The 21,871-nt window shown below is 69.9% G+C and carries 26 protein-coding genes and 1 pseudogene; 18 read left to right on the forward strand and 9 right to left on the reverse strand.

The window, feature by feature from the left end:
* The first annotated feature begins 67 nt into the window (after positions 1-67).
* The 6 genes from Nocox_RS07080 (at position 68) to Nocox_RS07105 (ending at position 5,555) form a co-directional block, all read left to right on the forward strand.
* A complete protein-coding gene (locus Nocox_RS07080) occupies positions 68-217 on the forward strand; it encodes a hypothetical protein (RefSeq protein ID WP_020544500.1) in 150 nt (49 codons plus the stop codon).
* Between the two features lie 82 nt (positions 218-299).
* A complete protein-coding gene (locus Nocox_RS07085; RefSeq protein WP_020544499.1) occupies positions 300-1,460 on the forward strand; it encodes a cupin domain-containing protein in 1,161 nt (386 codons plus the stop codon).
* Entirely contained in the window at positions 1,432-2,532 is a 1,101-nt protein-coding gene (locus Nocox_RS07090; RefSeq protein WP_020544498.1) for a JmjC domain-containing protein, read from the forward strand. The genes Nocox_RS07085 and Nocox_RS07090 overlap by 29 nt, the downstream gene beginning before the upstream one ends.
* Positions 2,529-3,695, forward strand: coding sequence for an arginase family protein (locus Nocox_RS07095; protein WP_084685738.1), 1,167 nt, complete (start codon positions 2,529-2,531; stop codon positions 3,693-3,695). The genes Nocox_RS07090 and Nocox_RS07095 overlap by 4 nt, the downstream gene beginning before the upstream one ends.
* Entirely contained in the window at positions 3,688-4,959 is a 1,272-nt protein-coding gene (locus tag Nocox_RS07100) for an MFS transporter (RefSeq protein WP_020544496.1), read from the forward strand. Before Nocox_RS07095 ends, Nocox_RS07100 begins: the two co-directional genes overlap by 8 nt.
* A 26-nt stretch (positions 4,960-4,985) precedes the next feature.
* Positions 4,986-5,555, forward strand: coding sequence for a 2OG-Fe(II) oxygenase (locus Nocox_RS07105; RefSeq protein ID WP_020544495.1), 570 nt, complete (start codon positions 4,986-4,988; stop codon positions 5,553-5,555).
* Position 5,556: 1 nt separating this feature from the next.
* Here Nocox_RS07105 and Nocox_RS07110 read toward each other — a convergent pair whose 3' ends face one another.
* From Nocox_RS07110 to Nocox_RS07125, 4 genes are read right to left on the reverse strand one after another with little or no spacing between them, the layout of a single operon-like run.
* The gene (locus tag Nocox_RS07110; protein ID WP_084685737.1) at positions 5,557-6,426 is read right to left on the reverse strand and encodes a radical SAM protein; all 870 of its coding nucleotides are present in this window, start codon (positions 6,424-6,426) and stop codon (positions 5,557-5,559) included.
* Positions 6,427-6,440: 14 nt separating this feature from the next.
* On the reverse strand, positions 6,441-7,331 hold the full coding sequence (locus Nocox_RS07115; RefSeq protein ID WP_020544493.1) for a nucleotidyltransferase domain-containing protein: 891 nt from the start codon (positions 7,329-7,331) through the stop codon (positions 6,441-6,443).
* Between the two features lie 10 nt (positions 7,332-7,341).
* On the reverse strand, positions 7,342-7,785 hold the full coding sequence (locus tag Nocox_RS07120) for a nucleoside deaminase (RefSeq protein WP_020544492.1): 444 nt from the start codon (positions 7,783-7,785) through the stop codon (positions 7,342-7,344).
* 22 nt (positions 7,786-7,807) lie between these two features.
* The gene (locus Nocox_RS07125) at positions 7,808-8,629 is read right to left on the reverse strand and encodes a hypothetical protein (RefSeq protein ID WP_157383181.1); all 822 of its coding nucleotides are present in this window, start codon (positions 8,627-8,629) and stop codon (positions 7,808-7,810) included.
* A gap of 308 nt (positions 8,630-8,937) precedes the next feature.
* Here Nocox_RS07125 and Nocox_RS07130 point away from each other — a divergent pair, with 308 nt between their 5' ends.
* Genes Nocox_RS07130 through Nocox_RS07140 form a run of 3 tightly spaced genes read left to right on the forward strand, consistent with a single transcriptional unit; the run spans position 8,938 to position 10,641 of the window.
* On the forward strand, positions 8,938-9,546 hold the full coding sequence (locus tag Nocox_RS07130) for a YHS domain-containing protein (RefSeq protein ID WP_020544490.1): 609 nt from the start codon (positions 8,938-8,940) through the stop codon (positions 9,544-9,546).
* A gap of 31 nt (positions 9,547-9,577) precedes the next feature.
* Positions 9,578-9,946 (forward strand): ArsR/SmtB family transcription factor, encoded by a 369-nt coding sequence (locus tag Nocox_RS07135; protein WP_020544489.1) that lies wholly within the window; start codon positions 9,578-9,580, stop codon positions 9,944-9,946.
* Positions 9,943-10,641 (forward strand): cation efflux transmembrane domain-containing protein, encoded by a 699-nt coding sequence (locus Nocox_RS07140; RefSeq protein WP_020544488.1) that lies wholly within the window; start codon positions 9,943-9,945, stop codon positions 10,639-10,641. The genes Nocox_RS07135 and Nocox_RS07140 overlap by 4 nt, the downstream gene beginning before the upstream one ends.
* A gap of 52 nt (positions 10,642-10,693) precedes the next feature.
* On the opposite strand, the pseudogene Nocox_RS07145 reads toward Nocox_RS07140, so the two are convergent.
* Positions 10,694-11,012 (reverse strand): annotated as a pseudogene (locus tag Nocox_RS07145) (sensory rhodopsin transducer).
* A gap of 213 nt (positions 11,013-11,225) precedes the next feature.
* On the opposite strand from Nocox_RS07145, the gene Nocox_RS07150 reads away from it, so the two are divergent.
* The 3 genes from Nocox_RS07150 (at position 11,226) to Nocox_RS07160 (ending at position 13,771) form a co-directional block, all read left to right on the forward strand.
* Positions 11,226-12,329, forward strand: coding sequence for a winged helix DNA-binding domain-containing protein (locus tag Nocox_RS07150; RefSeq protein ID WP_020544486.1), 1,104 nt, complete (start codon positions 11,226-11,228; stop codon positions 12,327-12,329).
* Positions 12,330-12,381: 52 nt separating this feature from the next.
* A complete protein-coding gene (locus tag Nocox_RS07155; RefSeq protein WP_020544485.1) occupies positions 12,382-12,768 on the forward strand; it encodes a TraR/DksA family transcriptional regulator in 387 nt (128 codons plus the stop codon).
* A gap of 133 nt (positions 12,769-12,901) precedes the next feature.
* Entirely contained in the window at positions 12,902-13,771 is an 870-nt protein-coding gene (locus Nocox_RS07160) for a hypothetical protein (RefSeq protein ID WP_020544484.1), read from the forward strand.
* A gap of 135 nt (positions 13,772-13,906) precedes the next feature.
* Here the strand turns inward: Nocox_RS07160 and Nocox_RS07165 are convergent, their stop codons facing one another.
* Genes Nocox_RS07165 through Nocox_RS07175 form a run of 3 tightly spaced genes read right to left on the reverse strand, consistent with a single transcriptional unit; the run spans position 13,907 to position 15,195 of the window.
* Positions 13,907-14,347 (reverse strand): DUF6941 family protein, encoded by a 441-nt coding sequence (locus Nocox_RS07165; RefSeq protein WP_020544483.1) that lies wholly within the window; start codon positions 14,345-14,347, stop codon positions 13,907-13,909.
* Positions 14,348-14,350: 3 nt separating this feature from the next.
* Positions 14,351-14,848 carry a helix-turn-helix domain-containing protein gene (locus tag Nocox_RS07170; protein WP_020544482.1) on the reverse strand — a complete coding sequence of 166 codons (498 nt, stop codon included), beginning with the start codon at positions 14,846-14,848 and terminating at the stop codon, positions 14,351-14,353.
* On the reverse strand, positions 14,845-15,195 hold the full coding sequence (locus Nocox_RS07175) for a hypothetical protein (RefSeq protein ID WP_020544481.1): 351 nt from the start codon (positions 15,193-15,195) through the stop codon (positions 14,845-14,847). Before Nocox_RS07175 ends, Nocox_RS07170 begins: the two co-directional genes overlap by 4 nt.
* A gap of 544 nt (positions 15,196-15,739) precedes the next feature.
* On the opposite strand from Nocox_RS07175, the gene Nocox_RS07180 reads away from it, so the two are divergent.
* The 6 genes from Nocox_RS07180 (at position 15,740) to Nocox_RS07205 (ending at position 20,193) form a co-directional block, all read left to right on the forward strand.
* Entirely contained in the window at positions 15,740-16,096 is a 357-nt protein-coding gene (locus Nocox_RS07180) for a hypothetical protein (RefSeq protein WP_020544480.1), read from the forward strand.
* A 3-nt stretch (positions 16,097-16,099) separates the two neighbouring features.
* Positions 16,100-16,426, forward strand: coding sequence for a hypothetical protein (locus Nocox_RS07185; protein ID WP_020544479.1), 327 nt, complete (start codon positions 16,100-16,102; stop codon positions 16,424-16,426).
* A gap of 200 nt (positions 16,427-16,626) precedes the next feature.
* Complete coding sequence (locus Nocox_RS07190; RefSeq protein ID WP_020544478.1) at positions 16,627-17,457, forward strand: siderophore ABC transporter substrate-binding protein; 831 nt, start codon at positions 16,627-16,629, stop codon at positions 17,455-17,457.
* Complete coding sequence (locus tag Nocox_RS07195) at positions 17,454-18,449, forward strand: ABC transporter permease (RefSeq protein ID WP_157383180.1); 996 nt, start codon at positions 17,454-17,456, stop codon at positions 18,447-18,449. Before Nocox_RS07190 ends, Nocox_RS07195 begins: the two co-directional genes overlap by 4 nt.
* Positions 18,446-19,438: an iron chelate uptake ABC transporter family permease subunit gene (locus tag Nocox_RS07200; protein WP_020544476.1), complete on the forward strand. Its 993-nt coding sequence runs from the start codon at positions 18,446-18,448 to the stop codon at positions 19,436-19,438. The genes Nocox_RS07195 and Nocox_RS07200 overlap by 4 nt, the downstream gene beginning before the upstream one ends.
* Positions 19,435-20,193: an iron ABC transporter ATP-binding protein gene (locus Nocox_RS07205; protein WP_020544475.1), complete on the forward strand. Its 759-nt coding sequence runs from the start codon at positions 19,435-19,437 to the stop codon at positions 20,191-20,193. The genes Nocox_RS07200 and Nocox_RS07205 overlap by 4 nt, the downstream gene beginning before the upstream one ends.
* 4 nt (positions 20,194-20,197) lie before the next feature.
* On the opposite strand, the gene Nocox_RS07210 is transcribed toward Nocox_RS07205, so the two are convergent.
* Positions 20,198-21,754 carry an OmpA family protein gene (locus tag Nocox_RS07210; RefSeq protein ID WP_157383179.1) on the reverse strand — a complete coding sequence of 519 codons (1,557 nt, stop codon included), beginning with the start codon at positions 21,752-21,754 and terminating at the stop codon, positions 20,198-20,200.
* Positions 21,755-21,871: the final 117 nt, after the last annotated feature.

Genomic DNA, 21,871 nt, shown 5'->3' on the forward strand with positions numbered 1-21,871 from the left:
TGACCTGGGCCGTCGCGGGTCCTCCGCGCGAGAGTTGGTGTCACGCGCCAACGAGTGAAGGAGGATCATGGAGACGGTCTCGCACCACGATTCCGCCGACGACGGACGTGCTCAGGTACTCGTCGACATCTCGGACATCATCGTGTCGGAGGAGTCGGTCTCGGCCCTGCAGGGCCGGCAGCTCTGGATGCGGCCCGAACGGGACGTCGGCCACTGAACCGTACGCCGTTGAGCCGCAGGGCGCGGGACCTCGGTGACGGGGTCCCGCGCCCGCCGGCCGACTCCTGGAGGTCTGAGACGTGCTGGACGAAGGCATGTGGCAGGAGCTCTGCCACCGGCACGGGCCGCGGTTCGCCGAACGGGCGCACCTCACCGGCCTGATCCGCAGGCCGGACGCGCTCGCGGAGCTGATCCTCGACGCCGTACGCGCCGCCACCACCCGGCTGGGCGACCACGACGACGACCTGCCCGCGATGAGGGCCTTCCGGGGCGCCTGCCTCGACTACGCCGCCTCGGAGCGGCTGATGTCGGGCGCGTTCCCCGGATCGGACCTCCATGCCTGGCTCGCGGAACGCGGCGGCGGGGACGGCATCTGCCTGGCGGTCAACGCCCTGGAGTCCTGGAGCGTGGAGCTCGCGGAGGTCCTCTACACCCGTTTCGTCGTCCCGCTCGAAACCGCGGGCGTGCCGCTGACGAGGGGCGTCGACTGGTACTGCTTCGCGGCCAGCGCCGGCACCACCCCGTTCGGCGTGCACACCGACCCCGAACCTTCCTTCATCTTCAACCTCGGCCCGGCGGCGAAGACGGCGTGGACCTGGCCCGAGCCGGCCCTGCCCGCCCTCGCCCACGGGCGCCCGCGGACCCTGGACGCGCAGCCCCTGCTGCCGGCGGCCGACAGCGTCCGCCTCGCGCCCGGCGACTTCCTGCTGGTGCCCGCGGGGATGTATCACCTCTTCCGCAACGACGGCCCGTCGCTGCTCCTGGGCCTCACGGTGTATCCGGAGGATCCTGAGCGGACCGCGACGGACGCGCTGACGTACGAGACCCGCCGCCGGACCCCCGGAACGGTCGCGGACGCGATCGGCGCCTTCCGCGACGCACTCAAGGACGACGGCGTCGAACGGGCCGTGACCAGGGGAGCGATGCTGCGCCGGTCGTGCGGGCACGGCTCACCGCCGAGGTTCCCCACCAGAACACCTGATCAAGGTCCACCCTACACAGTCACCCGCCTACCGATCGTCGTCGCAGGCCGGAGCGTCTTCGCCCTGGGGAGAGAGCTCTCCGTCGAGCTGGGCGGCCTGGCCGAGCTGCTGAAGCCCGGCGCCCTCGTCGGCGCCGACGAGCTTCGCGACGCGGCCGCCACCCCAGAACGTGCGGCCGTCGTGCGTGCGCTGATCCGCGTGGGCGTCCTGAGGAGCGTTGGGACACATCATGACACTGTCCTGGGACACCATTGTTGACGCGCTCGGCGGAGAATCCGTCTGGCGCAAGTCGTTCGGCCGCGAGTTCCTGACCGGTCACGTCTCGCGGGGATCGTGGCGGGCGTCGCTCGGCTGGGGCGTCATCGACCACATCATGAAGACGACCACGATCGAGCCGATGATGATCCGGCTGTCCGCCGACCCGGTCGCCTATCCCGGCACCTACATCAGCACCCGCATCGACGGCGGCGACATCGTCCACCGCAACTGGCGCTACGGCGCCATGGTCGAATACCTCCGCTCCGGCGCGACGCTCGTCGCCAACAGGGCCGACCGGCTGCACGTGGGGCCCGCCCGGCTCCGGGAGGAGTTCGAGTACTTCGCCGACGACCCGGCCTGGGTCAACTGCTACGCCTGCTGGACCATGCGATCGGCGTTCGGGCGGCACGCGGACGGCCACGCCACCGTGATCTTCCAGGCCGAGGGCAGCAAGCGCTGGCGGATCTGGGAGGGCTCCGGACCGGACGCGAGGCTGGTCGAGGAGGCGGACATGCGGGCCGGCGACGTGTGGCACGTCCCGCGGGGATGGGACCACGAGGCCACGGGCACGGGACCGAGCCTGCACTGGACCTTCGGCGTGCACGTGTCCACCCCTGAAGACCTCACGAGGACCGCGCTCGACGCCTGGAGCAACCGGACCGGCGCGGGCGACGCGACGCGCGACGACGGCGGCGTGCTCGACTCCCTCATGACCGCGCTCGCCACCGACGTGCACCGGGCCCGGGAGGTGCGCTCCGCGCAGTCGCTCGAAAGGCGCGAGGGCCTGTCGCTTCCCTGGTCCGTGGAGAGCGTCCCGTACACGGGCACCCTCCTCAGGTGGGCGGCCCGGTTCCCTCCGCTGGTCGAGTACCGGGACGGGCGGGTGTCGATCGAGAGCCTCGGCGTCCGGCTCGCCGTCGACGGCCGGCTCGCGCCCTGGGTGAAGGAGTGGTCGGCGGGCCGCGCGACGCGGCGCGACGACACGGCGGGCCTCGCGCTGACCGACGCCGAGCTCGACGCGGCCCTCGACACGCTGGTCCGGGCCGGGCTCCTCCTGGTCGAGCAGGCATGACGGGGGAGAACCCGGCAGGGGCGCCGTGGGTGCTCAACCCGGCGTTCCTGGTCCAGGGCGGCGAGTTGGTCAACCCGGCGGAGGGCGTACGGCTCGCCCTGACGCCGCCCCTGCGGGAGCTGTGGGAGGGCCGCGACGGCGTGCGGATCACGGAGGAGGCGGAGGACGTCCTCCGCAGGGTCCGGCTGATCGTGCCGCCGGCCGCGTCGTCGGCGGCGACCGGCGGGCTCGCCCGCCCCGCCGCGACCCCGTTGTCCCTGCCCGCGGGCGCCAGGGCCGGCGCGGCCGTCTGGGGACTGATCGGAGCGCCGCTCGACCTGGGAGGTCCCCCCGGCCCCCGGCCCAAGGACGCGGTCCCCGTGGTCCGCGACGCGCTCTCGCGCCGGTTCCGGCTGCTGGCCGAGCCTGCGGCGTATGCGTGGACGCTCCGGGCCGGACCGGGGGAGGGCTTGGCCGGTGTCGTCGATCACGGCGATCTCCTGGTCGATCCGCGTACCGACACCGGAGTGACGGCCCACGAGCGGCTGCGGGCCCTCGTCCGCGCCGTCCTGGCGCAGGGGCACCGGCCCCTCGTGATCGGCGGCGACCACGCGGTCAGCTATCCGGCCGTCGGCGCGGTCGCCGACGCCCACCCGGAGCTGCGCGTCGTCCACTTCGACGCGCACGCCGACCGCCGCCCGATCGGGGAGTCGGCCACGGCGGACTGCGGGAACTTCGTGAGCTGGCTGCTCGCCGAGCATCCCCGTCTGGAATGGCTCACCATTGGGGTCCGCGGCGTCGACACCCGGCTCGACCTGGCCGCGAGCCCGAGGGAGGAGCGCGTCTCCTACCTGACGGCCGACGAGACCCGCGCCCCGCAAGCGGCCGGGACGATCGCGCGCTTCTGCGCCGGCCGGCCCGTCTACCTGACGGTGGACATCGACGTGCTGGACCCGGTGTACGCGCCGGACGTGGTCTACCCCTCCTCCGGAGGGCTCGACCCGGAGACCCTGGCGGCCCTGGTACGGAACGTCATCGGGGCGGGCCGGCTGGTCGCGGGGGACCTGGTGGAGGCGTGCCCCTCACCGGCCGGTCGGCACACGACCGCCATGCGGCTGGCCGATCTCGTGGAGGCCGTGCACCTGGCGGAGGCCGCGCTGTCGCTGGAGCGGGCGCATGTCTGACCTCCCCGAGGCGCCCGGTTCGCCTCTGTCGTCGGCTCCGTACCGGGTCTACCTGGCGGGGCAGGCGGTCTCCCGGCTGGGGGACGGCGTCGTCTCGGTCACGTTCGCGTTCGCCGCCCTCGCCGTCGCGCCCGACGGCCGGGGGATCCCGATGGTGCTCCTCGCCCTGTGGATCTCGCGGTTCGTCCTCGTCGCCCACGGGGGCAGCCTCCCCGACCGGATCGGGCGGCTGCCCGTCATGATCGGGGCGGACGCCGTCCGCCTCGCCGCCCAGGTGTTCCCCGCCGTCTCCTTCGCGCTCGGGCACGCGGAGCTGTGGCACCTCGTGGCCTCCGCGGCGGTCTACGGCGCGGCGGCGGCGTTCTTCACGCCGGGCGCGGTCGGGCTGCTGCCCGACCTGGTGCACCCCGCCCAGTTGCAGAAGGCCAACTCCTGGCTCGACGTCGCCGGGGACACCGGCAGGCTGGCCGGGCCCGCGCTCGCGTCGCTGCTGGTGGTGGCCGGAGGCGTGCCGCTGGCGCTCTTCTTCGACGCCGCCACCTTCGTCGTCTCCCTGATCTCACTCGCCTGGCTGAGGCGGCTGCTCCCCGCCGGTGGCGACGCGCGGCCCGCCGAGGACCCCGCCGGCGACGACCCGGAGGAACCCGTGCGCTTCCTCGACGCGGTGCGGATCATGCCGCGCCTGCCGCTGGTCCTGGGCGCCGTCCTCGTCTGGCTTCCGGTCCAGATCGGGCTGGCCTCGGTGAGCGTGCTCGGCCCGGTCATCGCGCAGGACAGGCTCGGCGGCATCGAGCAGTGGGGCGTCATCGTGACGTTCCTGGCCGCGGGCGGGCTGGTGGGGGCGCTGGTGAGCGGGCACGTACGCGGCGAGCGGCGCGGCCTGCTCACCATCGCCCTGCTGGTCATCTCGATGCCGGCGCAGCTGCTCGCCCTCGCCTACGGCCCGTCCGTGCCGGTCGTCGCGGGCGCGCTGTTCCTGGCGGGCCTCGCGGCAGGGGTCGCCGGCGTCGTCTTCGACACCCTCGTGCAGCTCACCGTTCCGAAGGCGATGCTCTCGCGGGTCGGATCGTTCGAGACGACCATGACCACCGCCATGGTCCCGCTGGGCTTCGTGATCGCGCTGCCGCTCGCGACCCTCGTGGGCCGCACGGCGTACCTGGCCGGGCTGGCCGTCGTCGTCGTCGCGACGGCGGGCGCGGTGCTGGCTTGGGCGGTCCCGCGTACGGGGCTGCGCGACCCGTACCTCGAAAGGGGACGATCTTGATCACCGTACAGGGGCGACGATTCGTGATGATCGACGATGCCCTCACCGAGGACGCCTTCGCCGCCTGGACCGCCGAGGAGCGGTCCGTAAGGCATCGGCCCTCCTTCAGCTCCATCGACCCGGTCTTCGACGGGGTGGCCTTCCACGCCGACGCGTCGTTCGCCTCGGTGGACGTCGGCGACGACCACGTCCAGGAGGTGAGGTCGGCCGTCAGGAAGGGCCTGGAGGCCCTGGACGTACGGGTCTCGGACAGCGACCGTTTCCGGTTCTGGAGATACGGCCGGGGTTCCGGGCTGGGCTGGCACGACGACGGGCGCGGGCGCGGCGCGGCCTACACGCTCTACCTGTCGGGCGAGTGGCGGGCGACGTGGGGCGGCGAGCTCGAACTCTTCGACTGCCCCGTGGACGAGGTGCCCTGCGTCGACGTCGACGTCCCCAAGGACCTCATGAACGCTCCCGTGCCGGCCACGTCCATAGCGCCGCGGCCGAACCGGCTCGTGGTGATGGTGGCCGGGACGTTCCACCGGGTGCGGAAGGTGGAGGCGAGCGCGGGCGACAACCTCCGGCGGTCCATCACCGGCTTCCTGGCCCCGTAGCTCAGCCGAGATCGACGATCGCCTCGGTCGCGTGACGCCGCTGCCAGATCGTCTCCAGCGCGTCCCGCGCCGGCGTGGTCACCTCGGGGGCGACCCGGAGCAGGTCGTCGGTCACCCGCCCCATGACGAAATCCGGATCCACGGTGCTCGTCGGAAGAATGAGCCGCCCCGAGTCGTCGAGCACGACGAACCAGTCGCGCTGCGCGTAGTCGTGTACTTTCATCCCTCCCGGCAGTCGCTCGCTCTGGAGGGACAACACCTCGCGCAGGCTCCTTATCGTCTGCCGCGTGTCCCGCAGGGCGAACCTGCGGTCGACATGCCTGCGCCGGTTATGAATGTAGGTCTGGAACAACACGTCGTTGAATCCGCCCGCGGCCATGTCCGCCATGAAGGCCTGGACCTGAGGCACGGATTCCGCGGACAGCATGTAGTTGGCGCCCACCGTGACCCCGTGGACCGTGATCAGTTTTTCGGCCAGCGAGAGCTGCTGGTCGTAGTTCCCTTTTCCCATCAGGCGGTCATGGAGGGGACGTGACCCGTAGAACGAGAGTTTCACGTACTCGAAGGAGCGGATCCATCCGGGAATGCCGGCGGACAGCCGGTCCCCGTTCGTCGTGACGAGCTGGAGCATTCCCAGCCCGCGGACATGCTCGACGAGAGCGGGGAACAACGGATACACGAAAGGCTCGCCACCGGAGTAGGAGATCTTCTCCACCCGCAGCTCAAGCAGCCGGTTCGCGATCGCGAACGGGTCGTGCTCCGGATGTCCGACGCGCGGGCCGCTGGTGGACAGACAGAACGGGCACGCCCGGTTGCAATGGCGGGACAGGCGCCAGCAGACAATGCGATGGGTGCTGAAATGGCGTGCCATGATCCATCGTGATCCTATGCGTCCGCGTCGAAGGAGAGCTTGGACATCCAAGGGCTCAGCCAGAGATCATCGGTGTCACGCACGAAAACATCTCGAAGCGTCACTCTGGATCCGGCCATTTGTTCAAGTCCGCAGAGTATCCAGGAAAGATGGTGGAGGTTGACTACCCGGGTGGCAGAGATACGTATACGTACCTGACGCGGCATGCTGAAACTCCGTCCCGAGCTTTCCTCGACAATTCCGTCGCAATCGGTCAGCGGGAGGTGTGCGAGTTGCATGTCCGGAATGATCGCGCTTTCCCGGCCGGCCAGGAAGAAATCGATCACCGCCCCGTCCACCCGCAGCGCGCACCAGCTCTTTCCGAGTATCCGGAGAACGTCCGCCCTGCTGGTCGAGCCGGCGGTGTTGACCTCGTAGGACGTGGCGATGCTCGAAATCTCCCTCGACCCGAGAAAGGCGCCGGGACGGGTCCGGCAGCTTCTCAGGAGCTCGGCGAGGTCGCCCTGGTGCTCGACGACGAAGTCCCAGTCGGAGCCGTCCGAGCGCCGCCCGAGCAGCCGCGACCCGTAGAGGTGGACCCGGGCCCCTCTGGAACGGAGCTCGGACAGCAGCCCGCGGAGCGCGGGAGGATGCTCGCCGCTCGAAGCTCCCGGTGCGCCGACCGCCCGCGACCGCCAGGAGGCCACGAGCGTGACCTCCTCCTCCCTGGCCAGCGCGCAGTCCCGGTCGAGCAGGAGATGGGTCCGTCCCGGCAGGGCCGCCGCGGCGGACGGCGTGAGCTTGGTCCACCTGTCGCCAGAGCGGCGGTAGACGGGCCGGAACGCGATGTCGCCGCTCTCCGTGTAGGCCCGGAAGGAGCCCAGGACGCCGTTCGAGGTCGCGACGTAGTCATAGGGCTCATACATGGGAGCGGGCTCAGATCAGCTTGAGGCATTCGTCGCGCATGAACCGCTCATGAAGCTGGAGGACGGGGGTGCCGCGTGCCACGACGTAGGACGCCTTGATGTCGATCTGCCGCCACGAGAAGCCCGGACCGGACTTCCTGGCGAAGTCGGAGGCGTCCTCCAGGCCGGCTCCGTAGACGATCCCCCCGACCTTGGCCCAGATGGCGGCGGAGGTGCACATCGGGCACGGTTCCAAGGTGGTGTAGAGGAAACAGCCGGGCAGATATCTGCTGTTCACGCCGGCGCACGCCCGCCGCAGGGCGAGTATCTCGGCATGGGCGGTCGGGTCCGGCCGGGAGTGCAACTCCGTGAAGGCCGACCCGATGACCTCCATCTCCTCGTCCATGACGATGGCGCCGATCCGGTAGTTCCCCGACGGCTCGGCACTGCCGGCGATCCTGATCGCCTCACTCATCGCCTGTCTGCTGGGATGTACCTCACGCACGCTCGGTCACTCTCGTCTCTTCTTCCAGCTCCAGTGCCTTGAGCCGGACGATGACGTCCGTCACGCCCACCGCCAGGCTCTGGAACGTCCGGCGGGTCGTGGCGTCCGTCAGCACCCTCTTGTTGCCGAACGCGCAGAGGACGCCCGCCGGCGCGGCGTCCTCGCGATGCATCGGCAGCGCCAGGACCCATGTGATCTGCGGATCGACCTTGTTCCTGATCCTCGCGTTGTATCGCTCCGGATGCGTCACGGGCAGCTCTTCGTACAGAATCTCGTCGCTCCGGTAGGAGTCGCAGATGACCAGCTCGTCCGTGTCGGGATAGGCCACGTCGAGGGAGAAATTCTGCGGAAGGTCCTCGCATTCGTAATACACGAGGCGATCTTTGCGGAGCACCGTCCGGCCGTCCAGGCTGCCGGCGTAGAAGAGGTGGATGTTGACATTCCCCCGGCGCGGGCTCCTGCCCACCATCTGCAACAACGACGAGATTATCTGCCTGTTGTTCTCCCTGAGGCGTTGCAAGGACTCCAGATGGGCGTTGCGCTCTGCGGTCGCGGCCGCCCGGCGCGTCAACATGTCGTTCATGAGGTCGAAGATGAGCAAGGCAACCCCTATGGGTAGCAGGAGATTCCACCAGCCCAGACGACCGGGCACCGACGCCAGTCTCTGCCCGTCGGAGACGGTGTTCGCTACCAAGTTGGCAAAAAATCCCAACGTTGTGGGTACGGATATCTTCAGCAGGATGCGCAGGGTGACAGAAATCCGCCCGCCATGTCCTCGCGGTGACGCGCCCGCGGCTCGTGAAGTTGCCATCATCTGGACATTCTGCTCTGTCGGTTCAGGGCAATTCCCTTCGACTTGTATCACGTATATCCTGGCCCATCCAGGGGTGGAGCAAGCGCCCGTTAATGCTCGTATCGACGTGGCCGAAACGGGGCGATCATCGAATTAATGGATCCATGTCGCCATTCGCGAACGAAACTCCGTCAACTCGGGGGCCTCGCGTCCGACCGCCTACTCCTGCGGTGGTAGCCGAAAGGCGCTTCCCTGGGCCGACGACGTGAGGAGCCTGGCCCGAGACGATGAGGGGCCAGGACGGAACCTCGCGAAAGGGGCGTAGGAGGATGTTGTTCATCGAGATCGTCGTGCCGAAGGGTCGGTTCGACATGCGGCGACGCCAGGCTCTCGCCGAGCGGCTGACCGGACGCCGGCTGCTGTCGGCCGGCGGGCACGACGACATCGCCGCGGCCGATCCCGGCGTGATCGACCTTCTCGACTCGCTCACCGACGTGGTGGTGCGCGAGGAGGAGGTCTGGGTCGCGGGCGGGAGGCCGGCGGCGGGGGATGCCCGATACGTCGTGAACGTGATCGCCGGCATGTGGGGCAAGGAACTGAGCGATCACCTGGTGACGCGCATCACGGCCGAGCTGACCGAGGCCGAGCAGGGCCCGGAGCCGCACGTCATGGTCAACGTCGTCACCGTCCCGGAGGGCGGCTACGGCCTGCGCGGCCGGGTGCACCGCTCGCCGGACCTGCTCCGGCTCATCGAACAGGCCAAGACCGGGCCGCGGGAGCCCGCGCCGGAGGGGACGGTCGTCGACCCGGTGTGCGGGGCGACCGTGCCGATCGGGGAGGCGGTCATGCTGGAACGCGACGGCCGCACCTACGGTTTCTGCTGTCCGCACTGCCGGGGCCACTTCGCCCGGAGCCTCCAGGAGGCCGGCACCCCCTGACAGCATTCCGTCATCGGGCTATCATCGCCCTATGGCGATTGAAAGTGAAGCCGGCCCCTGCGTCAGCGCCGACATCGCCGCCGGCGTCCCCCCGGCGGCCGCGCTGTTCCACTCCCTGTCCGACGAGAACCGGCTGCGCATCGTGCAGCGCCTGGCCCGCGGCGAGGCCCGCGTGGTGGACCTCGTCGCGGAGCTCGGCCTGGCCCAGTCCACCGTCTCCAAGCACCTGGCCTGCCTGCGCGACTGCGACCTGGTCGACTACCGGGCCGAAGGCCGCCAGTCCTTCTACAGCCTGACCCGGCCCGAGCTGATGGACCTGCTCGCCTCCGCCGAACAGCTCCTGGCCGCCACCGGCCACCCGGTCACGCTCCGCCCCGCCCCCAGCGCAGTGGTGGCATGAGCGCGATCGACCTGCCCGGCCTCGGCCCCTCCCCGGCCCGGCGCACGGCGCTGCGGCGCCGGATCCGCCTGCTGGTCGCGGCGACCATCACCTACAACGTGATCGAGGCGGCCGTCGCCATCACCGCCGGCGCCGCCGCCTCCTCCGCCGCCCTCATCGGGTTCGGCCTCGACTCCGTCGTCGAGGTCGCCTCCGCCGCCGCCGTGGCCTGGCAGTTCTCCGCCGCCGACCACGAGAAGCGGGAGAAGGCCGCGCTGCGCGTCATCGCGATCTCGTTCTTCGCGCTGGCCGCCTACGTCACCGCCGGCGCCGTCCGCGCGCTGCTCGGCGCCGGCGAGGCCGAGCACTCCACCCCCGGGCTGGTCCTGGCCGCACTCAGCCTGATGATCATGCCGTTCCTGTCGTGGGCGCAACGCCACGCCGGACGAGAGCTCGGCTCCGCCTCCGCCGTGGCCGACTCCAAGCAGACCCTGCTGTGCACGTACCTGTCCGGCGTGCTGCTGGCGGGGCTGGCGCTCAACAGCCTGTTCGGCTGGGCCTGGGCCGACCCGATCGCCGCCCTGGTGATCGCCGCCGTGGCGGTCAAGGAAGGCCGTGAAGCCTGGCGCGGGGACGCCTGCTGCGCCGTTCCCGCCCCCTCCGGGCCGGCCTGCGCCGACGACTGCTGCTCCTCCGACCGGCAGGGCCCGGCATGACCGCCCTGCCCCAGGAAGGACCGCTCCGCCGGCGATGCCCAGGGCGAGCGGCTCAGGTGACGGGAGCCGCGGCCCCGGCCGGGAAGGCGATGGTCGACAGCAGCGCCAGCGCGGGCTGGCGGGAGTCGAGCCGGGTGTGCTGCACCACGATGGGAACGTCGCTCACGATCACGCTCGCGTAGTCGCTGCCCTTCGGGACGGGCTCGGGCTCCCGCAGGTCGTTGAAGCGCTGGTGCAGCGTACGCCGGAGCCGGCCCCGTGTTGAGGATGCAGGCGGTCTCGTGACTGGTGAAGGCCCTGCCCTCACCGGTGCTCTCCGGCGGGATGTAGCCCTCGGCGATGATCCAGGTCGTCCGGCCCAGGTGGTCCACGTCTCGCGTCCCTTCGATCGATGCGGCGGAGAGCGCGACGCCTCCCCCACGGATGCAACCCGCTTGCCCCCATTTCCCGCCGTCAACCTGCGCTTTCGCCGTTCGACCTCCTGCACCCGCCGGGGCGGATCGGGCTGGGACCTGTCGCGGGAGTCAGAGCGCGCAACCTGATCACGTCGCCGGATTGTCGGTGGCGGAGGATACGGTTGACCGGTGGAACTCACCCCCCAGCAGGTGCTCGGCCTGCGTATGTCCAGCCTGCTCCTGCGAGCGTCGCGCGGCCCGGCGACGGGCGTGGCCGAGGTGGTGACCTGGCTCGGGGCGATGCAGGCGCAAGACCTGGCCAGCGGCCTGTGGTCGTTCGGCGCGCGACTGGCCGGACACACCGAGGCCGACGTCACGGCCGCGCTGGAGCGGCGTGAGGCGCTGCGCACGTGGCCGATGCGGGGCACCATCCATTTCGTCCCGTCCCGCGACGCCCGCTGGATGGTCGAACTGATGGGCGTCCGGGTGCTGAACGGCGCGGCGAGGCGGCGCGAACAACTCGGCCTCGCCGAGGAGACCGCCGTCCAGGCCATGGAGGTGCTGGGCGCGGCGCTGGCCGGTGGCGGGCGGCTGACCCGGTCGGAGTGCCTCACCGTGCTGGCCGACAAGGGCATCGACACCGGTGGCCAGCGCGGCTACCACCTGCTGTGGTACGCCAGCCAGCGGGGCCTGCTGTGCATCGCCCCCAACATCGGCAACGAGCAGAGCTTCGTGCTGCTCGACGAGTGGGTCCCCGACCCGCACCGGCCGGAGCGCGACGAGGCGCTGGGCACCATCGCCCTGCGCTACTTCCGTGGCCGCGGGCCGGCCACCCGGCAGGACTTCGCGGGCTGGACCGGCCTGACCGCGGCCGACGCCAAACGCGGCATCGCCGTGGCCGGCGACGCGCTGGCCCGGGTGACCGTCCAAGGGGTGGAGACCTACCTCGACGCCGCGCTCCTCGACACCGCCCCTCCTCCGGTCGGCGACGACGAGGTGCTCGTGCTGCCGGGGTTCGACGAATACCTGCTGGGTTACAAGGACCGCTCGCTCATGGTCGCCGACGAGCACAAGGCGGCCATCATCCCCGGTGGCAACGGCATCTTCCAGTCCACCGTGGTACGCGCCGGCCGGGTCGTGGCCACCTGGAAACGCACCTTCACGAAGAGCGGGGTACGGATCGCCGTGCAGCCGCTCGCACCGCTCCACGGAAGCGACCGGGCCGAGGTCGAGCGGGCGTTCGAGCAGTACGCGCGGTTCGTGGAACGCACCCCGGAGGTGCGCTGGCCGTGACCCGGCGGCCGGGCTGCGGCGAATAGGCTGGTGGGGAAAGTGAGGAGCCGTGATGACCGGACACCATCGGGACGCCGCGCTTTCCCCCTCCGAGCAGGCGACCCTACGAGAACTGCTCGACGCCGACCGCCGCAGAACCACGGACCGTATCGCCCTGCTGGGCCGCGACCGGGACGAGATCGTCACCTCGTCGGCACTGACCGCCTCCGACGACGAGCACGACCCCGAGGGCACGTCCACAGCGTTCGAGCGGGCCCACGTCCAGGCCCTCCTCGACCAGGCCCTGACACACCTCGCCGAACTGGACCTCGCTTCCGAGCGGCTACGCGACGGCACCTACGGGACCTGCGCGAGATGCGGGCAACGCATCCCCATCGAGCGCCTCAAGATCCTCCCGGCCAGCAAGACCTGCGTGAACTGCGCCTCCCGCCGCCGCTGACCCGTCCCGCGGCCTGGACCTTCGAACGCGGCGGCCCCTTGGCCGAGCTCCCTGAGAGGGATTCGTCGAATTCGCCAAGGGATCCAGATCGTTTCTGACCAACCCGGCGATTCTGGCCGGTGCCGCGGGAATCATGGCGCAGGTCGCGATGCAACAGGCCATGGACGAGATCACCGACTATCTCGCCACGATCGACGAGAAGGTTGACGACGTGCTCCGCGCCCAGAAAGACGCGGTGGTCGCGGACATGATCGGAGTGGACCTCGTGATCGAGGAGGCCATGACCATCCGAGAGCAGGTGGGCCGGGTCTCAGAGGTCACGTGGTCGAAGGTGCAGGCCACGTCGATGACGATCGCACGGACGCAGGCGTACGCGTTGCGTCAACTCGACGCACTCGCGGAGAAGATGGAGCACAAGACCAAGATCGGTCAGCTCGCCAAGACGTCCAAGGAAGCGGAGTCCAGGGTTCAGGAGTGGCTCGCCGTTCTGGCTCGCTGTTTCCAACTGCAGGACGCGATCGCCGTGCTCGAACTCGACCGGGTGCTGGACGCCTCTCCGGAGGAGTTGGACCGGCATCGCATCGCACTTCGGGCTGCCCGGCAGAATCGGCTGGAACTCATCTCACGGAGCACCGAGCGTCTGATGGCCCGCATGGATGCGGCGGCCGGCACGGCCAACACGAAGGTACTGCTGCATCCGACCACGTCCCGGGCTCTGGTGCATTCGAGCAACCATGTCGCGATCGCCGTCGTTGACTTCCACGGGAGGCTCGGGATCGAACGCAGTCGCCGCCCGTTGGAGGCGAGACGATGGGTGGACGCGGCCGCGGAGGTGAGGGACAAAGCGCTGGAGACGGGAGCAGACGGCGTCGAGGTCGCCAGGCGCCTTGGCAACGAGACCCTCGACCGGGCCAGATCAGCAACTGGCAGGCTCTCCAGCGGGATTGCCGAACGAGCGCTCCGTCGCCGCGGGGACGGCGAGGAACGCGACAAGGAAGACTGAGTGAGCGCCGATCATCAGCCACGTGGGCTCTCGACACCCAGGGGTTCACGGCCCGAGTGCCTGGAAGACCTGCCCCACACATCCTGATCAGGCTGAATCTGCCGGCAGCGGCGGAGATCGCCGCGCCGAATCCGCTCACCCCGCCGACGGATCCGTGCGAACGGTGAAAGCCACCGAGGCCACCTCCTTGTCCTGGGCTTCCAGAATCCACCGGTACGTACACCCCGGCATCAGCGGCAACGGTGGGAGCGGGAAGGCGAAGCTGATGTTCAGTGGCACCGTCTTCGCTGCCTCTTCAGCCTGCTCCGGATCGGGGAGTGTGAATTTTCCTCCGATCCGGAACGGCTCGTTGTTGTCGGTGAAAGGACGTACAGGCTCACCCGAATTGTCGACGATCTGAAGCAAGAAGCTCAGATCCTCGCCGTGTGCCTCATCCCACGGTAGACGTATGAAGCCTGCGACCGCCGACATCGGAACGGCGGGACCCGTGAGCGACCATCCGGCGCCGAGCAGGTTCAGCTTGCCGGTGGCAGCGTCGGCGTTGGCCGCATCGCACAGCACAAGGAATGCCTGCACCGTTCACCGCCCCACTATCTGTATCCCGACGATCGGGCTCGACGTCGAGGCCGAGAACGCCGCCAGGCCATATTCCTGTTGATTCGCCGTCCGGAGAGGCGCCGGCGGCACGGGCGGCTGACGAATTTCACCATCGATGGGCACACCGGTGGACGTGGGCGGAGAGGGCTGCACACGCCAGTCGGGCAAGACGGGCTTGACCTCACGGCGTTCCAGGGCTGCCCTACGAGGTTCACCTGCTCGTACCAGCCTGATATCGAGTTCAAATCCCATTGCGTGCAGGTAGTCAGCCATGGTGTTGACGCGGAGGTTCCCGTCGCCCCGGAACACCTGGTTCGCGGCGGAACGACGCACCCCCAGAGTCTGGGCGATTTCGCTTTGTGAGAGCCCGCTGAGTTTCTGCGCCTGATGCAGGGCGCCGAGGACCTCTTGGCGCAGGCGGGCGGCAGCGAGCGCTCTGGCGCCGCGAGCCGTGGCAGCGAACCGCTCGTAGAGACTCATGACGTTAGATCCTCCCTTCTGACCCAGATCGCTTCATCGATGTGTCTGCGTGGCGTTCGCCAAGACTTCTTGAGGAACCCGCTGGTTAGCCGGATTGCTCCGGCGTTGGACCGGGGTACGTCGAAGAACGGCAACCGGACATCACCGGCTTTGATCTCGCGGATGCCACCGCGTAGATCATTCAACTCCCGGGGGACGGCGAGTGAGCCTGTCAGGGCGTACCGCTCGAACCGCACAAGGATCTCCGCGAGACGGACAACGTCCTTACGGGACCGCGACTGCTCTAACTGCGTGAGGAAGGCATCCGCCCTGCACTCTCCCCGGGTGGTCCTGGCCGCTTCGATCATCTTCGCCGGTCCCCGCTCGTAGTACGTGCGTCCACAATCCGGACACGAGTCCCTGTGTACAGTCATAACTGTACCTCCTGGCAAGTCGGCGGTCTGTAGCGGGGAGGAAGGCCATCACGGTGCAGGAGGGCATTGCCGAGCGAGCGCGCCCGCCCATCTGGAGAACCCGGTGATCCGCCACGCCGCCACCGCGCATGGGCGTGCCGCCTTGAGTGCTCGCGGCCCTACCTCTCGGCGTCCTGGTGCTGCAGAGTAACAGAGAAATTACGGAAAGCGATGCCGAAACGGGTCTGAGGGGTAGTCTCTGCCGGTGAGTGAGGCGCGACATTCGGCGGACGTGCCGCAGGACTTGTGCCGGTCACGTTGTTCGAGGTCAGAGACGGGTTCCAGCAGTTGGTCGAGCAGGACCTGCTTGGGCCGTACGACGGCGGCGAGAGTGAGCTTCCGCAGGCGCTCACGCCGCAGGACCTCGGTCGCATCTGGGCGTCCTCCATGGGCCTGTCGTTCGCCGTCCCTGCCGGCTGGCGCTCGAACGCGGGTATCGGTGACGGTGGTCGTCGAGACCCTGCAGGGCGCGGGATCGGCGCTCAACGGCGGCGAGCCGGCGTACGCGTTCGCAGGGTTGCAGGGTAGGGAGGGAGTTGTGGCACTGGCCGCTGGGGGAGCGCTGGGCGATCGGGGAGATCCCCGATGGCAGGGCATCGGAGTGATCGTCAGCACCTTCTTGGGGATATTCGGGATCATCAGCACGGTCTGGGTGTCCCGGAAAACCGTGGAGCGAGAGAAGGCCGCCAGGTCTCCCGCCGCTCCTGATGTCGCGCCTGGCGCGGCGAGGGCCTCGCGAGCAGGGCGGATCGCCGCGCGGGTGGCCGGAACGATACTGGTCTGGGTGACGACCTAGGCGTTGTTCGCGGGTATCTGGGCCGTTCTCGCCGCCTCGCTGGGGTACGCGCCGCAGATGGTCTTCACGCCGCTGTTCTTCCTCATCGGGTCGCCGTCCACCGTCTGCGCGTTGGTCGCCAAGTCGGCCATGCTGGGTGGCTTTCTCGGCGGCGGGTTCCCCCTCGGGCTCCATGCGCTGGAGGTGGCGGCGGTGCAGCGGTCGGTCGTGCCGACGTCGCTCGCCTGGTTCGTGGTCTTCTTCGTGCTGGGCGGGATGCTCGGCGCGCTCTCCGCGACGATCGCGGTGACCACGGCTCGCAAACTACGCGTACCCCTTCCGCGGAACTGAGGGGGCGGTTCGGGGGCGGCTTCAACGATGAGTTAGGTTAGCCTGACCTAACTGTCGTTTTGGGAGATTCCATGCGCCCTCGTACCTTTAAGTCCCGTTTGCTGGGCGTGCTCCTTGTCCCAGCCGTGCTGACGCTCGCCGCCTGTGGCGGTGAGGCCGGACCGAGTGCCGCCGCCGCGGCCGGTGGCTCCGGGAGCGCAGTGACCGTCACGCACGCCCAGGGCAGCACCACGATCCCTGCCACGCCGGAGAAGGTCGTCGTCTTCGACCTCGGCGTGCTCACCACCCTGGACGAGCTCGGGGTCCCCGTCGCCGGAGTTCCGGTGGCCGAGAACCTGCCGGACAAGCTCGCCAAGTACGCCGGCGACGGCTACACCAAGGTCGGCTCGCTGTTCGAACCGGACTACGAGAAGGTCAACTCGCTGGAGCCCGACCTCATCGTGGTGGCCGGCCGCTCGTCCGCCGCCTATCCCGAGCTGTCCAAGATCGCTCCCACGGTGGACCTGAGCGTGGACAACACCAAGTTCCTGGCCAGTTTCCGCGAGCGTACCGAAGCCCTGGGCACGATCTTCGGCAAGCAGACGGAGGTCGAGCGGCGCCTCGACGCCATCGACACGGCGGCGGCCGGCGTCAAGGCCAAGGCGGGTGACCGTACCGGCCTGATCGTGCTCACCACCGGCGGCAAGATCAGCGCGCACGGGGCGGGCGGCCGGTTCGGCGTCATCCACGACACGCTGGGTGTGAAGCCGGCCGCCGAAGGACTTTCCACCGACACCCACGGCCAGGCCGTCTCGGCCGAGTTCATCGCCAAGACCGACCCCGACCTGCTCTACGTCGTCGACCGCGACTCGGCCATCGGGGAGAACGGCGCGGCGGCCAAGCAGGTGCTGGACAACGCGCTGGTCAACGGGACCAAGGCCGCCAAGAACGGCAAGATCGTGTACCTCGACCCCTTCACCTGGTACCTCGCCCCGGCCGCCCTGTCCTCGGTCGACGGCATGGTGAAGGCAGTCGGCGACAGCCTGTCGTGACGCGCCGACCCTTGTCCGGCCGGCTGCGCGCGTGGCACCTGGTGGCCGGGACGGCGCTGCTCGCCGTCCTGGCCGCCGGATCGCTCTTCGTGGGCGTCAGCGACCTCACTCCGGCCGGCCTGCTCGCCGGACGGCCGGAGGAGGTGCGGACCCTCGTCGAGTCCCGGCTGCCGCGGCTGCTCGCCATCCTGCTCGCCGGCACCGCGATGAGCGTGGCCGGTCTGGTGATGATGCACCTCACCGGCAACCGCTTCGTCTCCCCGTCGACCGCCGGCACCACCGAGTCGGCCACGTTCGGCGTGCTGGTGGCCACCCTGTTCGCCGGCGGCGAGGCCGTCATCGTCAAGATGGTGACGGCGGTGGCGTTCGCGCTGCTCGGCACGTTCTTCTTCATGGCGATCCTGCGCCGCCTGACCTTCCGCGACATGATCCTGGTGCCGCTCGCCGGCATCATGTTCGGCGGGGTCGTCGGCGCCGCCACCACGTTCGTCGCCTACCGGGCCGACCTCCTGCAGAGCCTCGGTGCCTGGACCGCGGGCGACTTCTCCGGCGTGCTGCGCGGACGCTACGAGCTGCTGTGGATCGCCGGCGCGGTGACCGTGCTCGGCTACCTGTACGCCGACCGGTTCACCGTCGCCGGCCTGGGGCGCGGCTTCGCCGTCAACCTCGGCGTGCGCTACGACCGCGTCGTCAACACGGGGCTGGTGCTCGCCGCCGCCATCACCGCCGTCGTCGTGGTCACCGTCGGGGAGGTGCCGTTCGTCAGCCTCATCGTGCCCAACCTCGTCACGCTGGCGCTCGGCGACAACCTGCGGCACGCGCTGCCGGCGACCGCGCTCACCGGGGCGCTGTTCGTGCTGCTGTGCGACATCGCCGGGCGGATCATCAGATTCCCGTACGAGATCCCGGTCTCCACGGTGCTGGGCGTCGTGGGCGCCGCCGCCTTCCTCGCGCTGCTGCTGGGCGGCGGCAAGCGGATGGGCCTGCGATGACGGCCCCGGTCCTGACGGAGGCCGCGCTGGCGGCCACGCGCCGCGGCCAGGGGCGGCGGCTCGCCGTGCTCGCGCTGCTCGCCGTCGCCGTGGTGGCCGGCTTCGTCCTGATCGGGCTCACCGGCAACTGGGAGTACGCCCTGGGCGTCAGGTTCCGCAAGATCGCCACGATGACGGTGGTGGGAGTCGCGGTGGCCTGCTCCAGCGTGCTGTTCCAGACCGTGACGGGCAACCGCATCCTGACGCCCGGCATCATGGGGTTCGACCAGCTGTTCGTGCTGGTCCAGACGCTGATCGTGTTCCTGTTCGGCGCGCTGGCGCTCAGCACGGCCGATCCCCGGCTGCTGTTCGCCGGCCAGGTCACGGTGATGGTGATCTTCGCCGGCGGTCTGTACCGGTGGCTGTTCGGCCGCCGCGGACGTGACCTGTACGTCCTGGTGCTCGCCGGCGTCGTCTTCGGCACGCTGTTCGGCAGCCTGTCGTCGCTGGCCGCCCGGCTGATCAACCCGAACGACTTCGTGGTGCTGCAGGACAGCCTGTTCGCCAGCTTCAACCAGGTCGACCCGGACCTGCTCGCGCTCTCCGCGCTGCTCGTCGCCGGCATGGCCGCCTGGACCGTACGGCTGACCGGCCGGCTCGACGTCGTCGCCCTCGGACGCGACCACGCTCTCAACCTGGGCGTGCACCATGCCTCGGTGGTCAACCAGGCGCTGGTGATCGTCGCCGTGCTCGTGTCGGTGTCCACCGCGCTGGTGGGCCCCATCACCTTCCTCGGCCTGCTGGTCGCCAACCTGGCCAGGCAGCTGACCGGAACGTTCCGCCACCGGACCGTCCTGACCGCCGCGGCGCTGCTCTCGGTGATCGTGCTGGCCGGCGGGCAGCTCGTGCTGGAGCGGCTGCTCGCCATGAACACCGCGCTCAGCGTGATCATCAACTTCGTCGGCGGTGCGTACTTCATCGCCCTGCTCATCCGGGAGTCACGACGGTGATAGAGATCAAGGACGTCACCAAGAGGTACGGCGACAACGTGGTCGTCGACCGGGTGTCGCTGACCATCCCGCGCGGGGGCGTGACCTCCATCATCGGCGCGAACGGCGCGGGCAAGTCGACGCTCCTCTCCATCATCAGCCGGTTGCTGCCCGCCGACGAGGGCGTGGTCACCGTGGACGGCATGGATGTCGCCACCACGCCCGGCGACCGGCTGGCGCGGCGGCTGGCCGTGCTCCGGCAGGACAACCACCTGTCCGTACGGCTGACCGTGCGCGAACTGGTCGCCTTCGGGCGCTTCCCGCACTCGGGCGGCCGGCTCACCACGGCCGACCACGCGCACGTCGACGAGGCCATCGCCTACTTCGAGCTGGGCGACCTGGCCGACCGGCAGCTCGACCAGCTCTCGGGCGGTCAGCGGCAGCGGGCGTACGTGGCCATGGTGCTCTGCCAGGACACCGACTACGTCCTGCTGGACGAACCGCTGAACAACCTCGACATGCGGCACGCGGTGCACATGATGCGGCGGTTGCGGCGGATGGCCGAGGACTACGGCAAGACCGTGGTCATGGTCGTGCACGACATCAACTTCGCCTCGTGCCATTCGGACACCATCGTGGCCATGCGGGACGGCGCGGTGATCGCGCAGGGGACCACGACGGAGATGATGACGCCGGAGCTGCTCCACGCGGTCTACGACCTGGACATCGACGTACGCGACATCAACGGCAGCCGTATCGGCGTCTACTTCGCCTGACGCCTCAGGCGATCGGGACGCCGCGCATCGGCTCGAAGGCGAACAGCCCGACGTCCACCGTCCGCACGTCCGGCGGCGGCGAGGTCATCAGGGCGAACGTCCTGACCCGCCCGCCGGGCGGCAGCTTGTCGAGTTCGCTGCACAGGCAGTGGTGGACGGGCCTCCCGGACGTGCGCAGCACGTAGTAGCGGTTGCCGGCGGCGTCGGCCAGCGAGAGCCAGAAGAACTCGAAGGCCGCGATGTGGGCGGTGCCACTGGACCTCTGGGCGTCCCGGTCCATCGCCCCGTCCCGCATGGCGATCTCGCGCGAGCCTTCGTTGCGGAAGTCGAACGTGGCGATCAGGGTGGTGGGGCTCAGCCGGCGCAGTTCCACCAGGTCGGCGGTGACGCCCTCCATACTGCGCAGCCCGGCGGCCGTCGCCCCGGTGGTGGCAGGCACGGACGGGCTCTCCTCCGGCCGCGGAACGGCCGGGGTGGCCGGCGCGGCGGCGACCGGCCGCGGATAGCTCACCTCGACCCGGCGGTTGACGGCGCGTGCCGCCTCCGAGCTTCCCTGCTCCTTCGGCTCGCGCTCGCCCCTGCCCTCGACCTGGAAGGTCAGGTCCCGGCCGGCTCCCGAGGCGCGGAGCGCCTGCTCCACCGCCTGGGCGCGGCGGCGCGAAAGCCTCATGTTGTACGTGTCGTCGCCGACGTCGTCGGTGTGCCCGACGATCCGCACCGTTCCGGCGGCCTGGCGGCGGATCCGTTCGGCCGTACTGCGCAGCGTGGCCTGCGCCTTGGAGGTCAGGCTCGCCTTGTCGAAGTCGAACAGCACGTCGGTGTCGAGGGCGATCTCCACCTTGTCGGTGGTCTCGGCGACCTTCTCGGCGGCGCCGCTGAGGCTGGTCGCCAGACCTCGGGTGTTGGGGAAGGCCGCGGCGACGGCGGCGGGGCCGGGCTCGTCAGGCGCGGCGGCCTGCCCGCGCGGCCCGATCGGCAAGGGGGCCGTGACACCGACGGACATCAGGCCCACCGCGACGCTGGCGGTCTCCACGGGCACCCGGTAGACGATCCAGACCTGAGCGGGCTCGGAGGTCACCGTCAGCTTCCCCGACAGCTGGGTGCACAGGCAGGCCGCCCCCGTCTTCTCCGCATCGCGCTTCATCGCGAAGTACAGCGACAACCGCGGCTCGTCGAGGAGGAAGAATCCCGCCGAGGAAGCGGTGTAGTTGTAGGCCACGGTGCCGGCGATCGCCGGCGGACGGAACTGGCCCAGATCGACCTCGCCCCGCTCGGCGCTGATCCGCAGCCGCGCGGTGACCGTGTCGGGGGTCGTGCGTTCCAGCGCGACCACGTCGATCCGGCCCGTGCCGGACCCGTCCCCGTCGCCGCCGGCCCGCAGCGTCGCCAGCGGGGCGGGCGCCCCGGAGGCGGCTGTGGACGCCGCCGGCGCCGACGGTGGCGACGCGCTCGCCGGTGGCCGCGCGATGCCGTCACCGGCGGAGCACCCGGCCAGTATCGCGACGACCGTCACCGCGCTCGCCAGGATCGTGATCCTACGGCCTGAGCCCCACCACGGCATGGTCATCTCCATCGTGGTCCGGTTGAGAGGAGTTCGAGTAACAGCAATCCGGTTCGGATGAGGATTTAAACAGAATCGTCCGTGATGTGGGTGAATTTACGCTCACCCCGGCGGGCC

It is taken from the genome of Nonomuraea coxensis DSM 45129 (assembly GCF_019397265.1).
Lineage (GTDB): Bacteria > Actinomycetota > Actinomycetes > Streptosporangiales > Streptosporangiaceae > Nonomuraea > Nonomuraea coxensis.

Bases quoted from the DNA above. Each gene is read 5' to 3' on its own strand.
- Nocox_RS07080 (WP_020544500.1), top strand. From the start codon at position 68: ATGGAGACGGTCTCGCACCACGATTCCGCCGACGACGGACGTGCTCAG.
- Nocox_RS07090 (WP_020544498.1), top strand. From the start codon at position 1,432: ATGACACTGTCCTGGGACACCATTGTTGACGCGCTCGGCGGAGAATCC.
- Nocox_RS07095 (WP_084685738.1), top strand. From the start codon at position 2,529: ATGACGGGGGAGAACCCGGCAGGGGCGCCGTGGGTGCTCAACCCGGCG.
- Nocox_RS07100 (WP_020544496.1), top strand. From the start codon at position 3,688: ATGTCTGACCTCCCCGAGGCGCCCGGTTCGCCTCTGTCGTCGGCTCCG.
- Nocox_RS07105 (WP_020544495.1), top strand. From the start codon at position 4,986: ATGATCGACGATGCCCTCACCGAGGACGCCTTCGCCGCCTGGACCGCC.
- Nocox_RS07110 (WP_084685737.1), bottom strand. From the start codon at position 6,426: ATGGCACGCCATTTCAGCACCCATCGCATTGTCTGCTGGCGCCTGTCC.
- Nocox_RS07115 (WP_020544493.1), bottom strand. From the start codon at position 7,331: ATGTATGAGCCCTATGACTACGTCGCGACCTCGAACGGCGTCCTGGGC.
- Nocox_RS07120 (WP_020544492.1), bottom strand. From the start codon at position 7,785: ATGAGTGAGGCGATCAGGATCGCCGGCAGTGCCGAGCCGTCGGGGAAC.
- Nocox_RS07125 (WP_157383181.1), bottom strand. From the start codon at position 8,629: ATGATGGCAACTTCACGAGCCGCGGGCGCGTCACCGCGAGGACATGGC.
- Nocox_RS07130 (WP_020544490.1), top strand. From the start codon at position 8,938: ATGTTGTTCATCGAGATCGTCGTGCCGAAGGGTCGGTTCGACATGCGG.
- Nocox_RS07135 (WP_020544489.1), top strand. From the start codon at position 9,578: ATGGCGATTGAAAGTGAAGCCGGCCCCTGCGTCAGCGCCGACATCGCC.
- Nocox_RS07140 (WP_020544488.1), top strand. From the start codon at position 9,943: ATGAGCGCGATCGACCTGCCCGGCCTCGGCCCCTCCCCGGCCCGGCGC.
- Nocox_RS07155 (WP_020544485.1), top strand. From the start codon at position 12,382: ATGACCGGACACCATCGGGACGCCGCGCTTTCCCCCTCCGAGCAGGCG.
- Nocox_RS07160 (WP_020544484.1), top strand. From the start codon at position 12,902: ATGGCGCAGGTCGCGATGCAACAGGCCATGGACGAGATCACCGACTAT.
- Nocox_RS07170 (WP_020544482.1), bottom strand. From the start codon at position 14,848: ATGAGTCTCTACGAGCGGTTCGCTGCCACGGCTCGCGGCGCCAGAGCG.
- Nocox_RS07175 (WP_020544481.1), bottom strand. From the start codon at position 15,195: ATGATCGAAGCGGCCAGGACCACCCGGGGAGAGTGCAGGGCGGATGCC.
- Nocox_RS07200 (WP_020544476.1), top strand. From the start codon at position 18,446: ATGACGGCCCCGGTCCTGACGGAGGCCGCGCTGGCGGCCACGCGCCGC.
- Nocox_RS07210 (WP_157383179.1), bottom strand. From the start codon at position 21,754: ATGCCGTGGTGGGGCTCAGGCCGTAGGATCACGATCCTGGCGAGCGCG.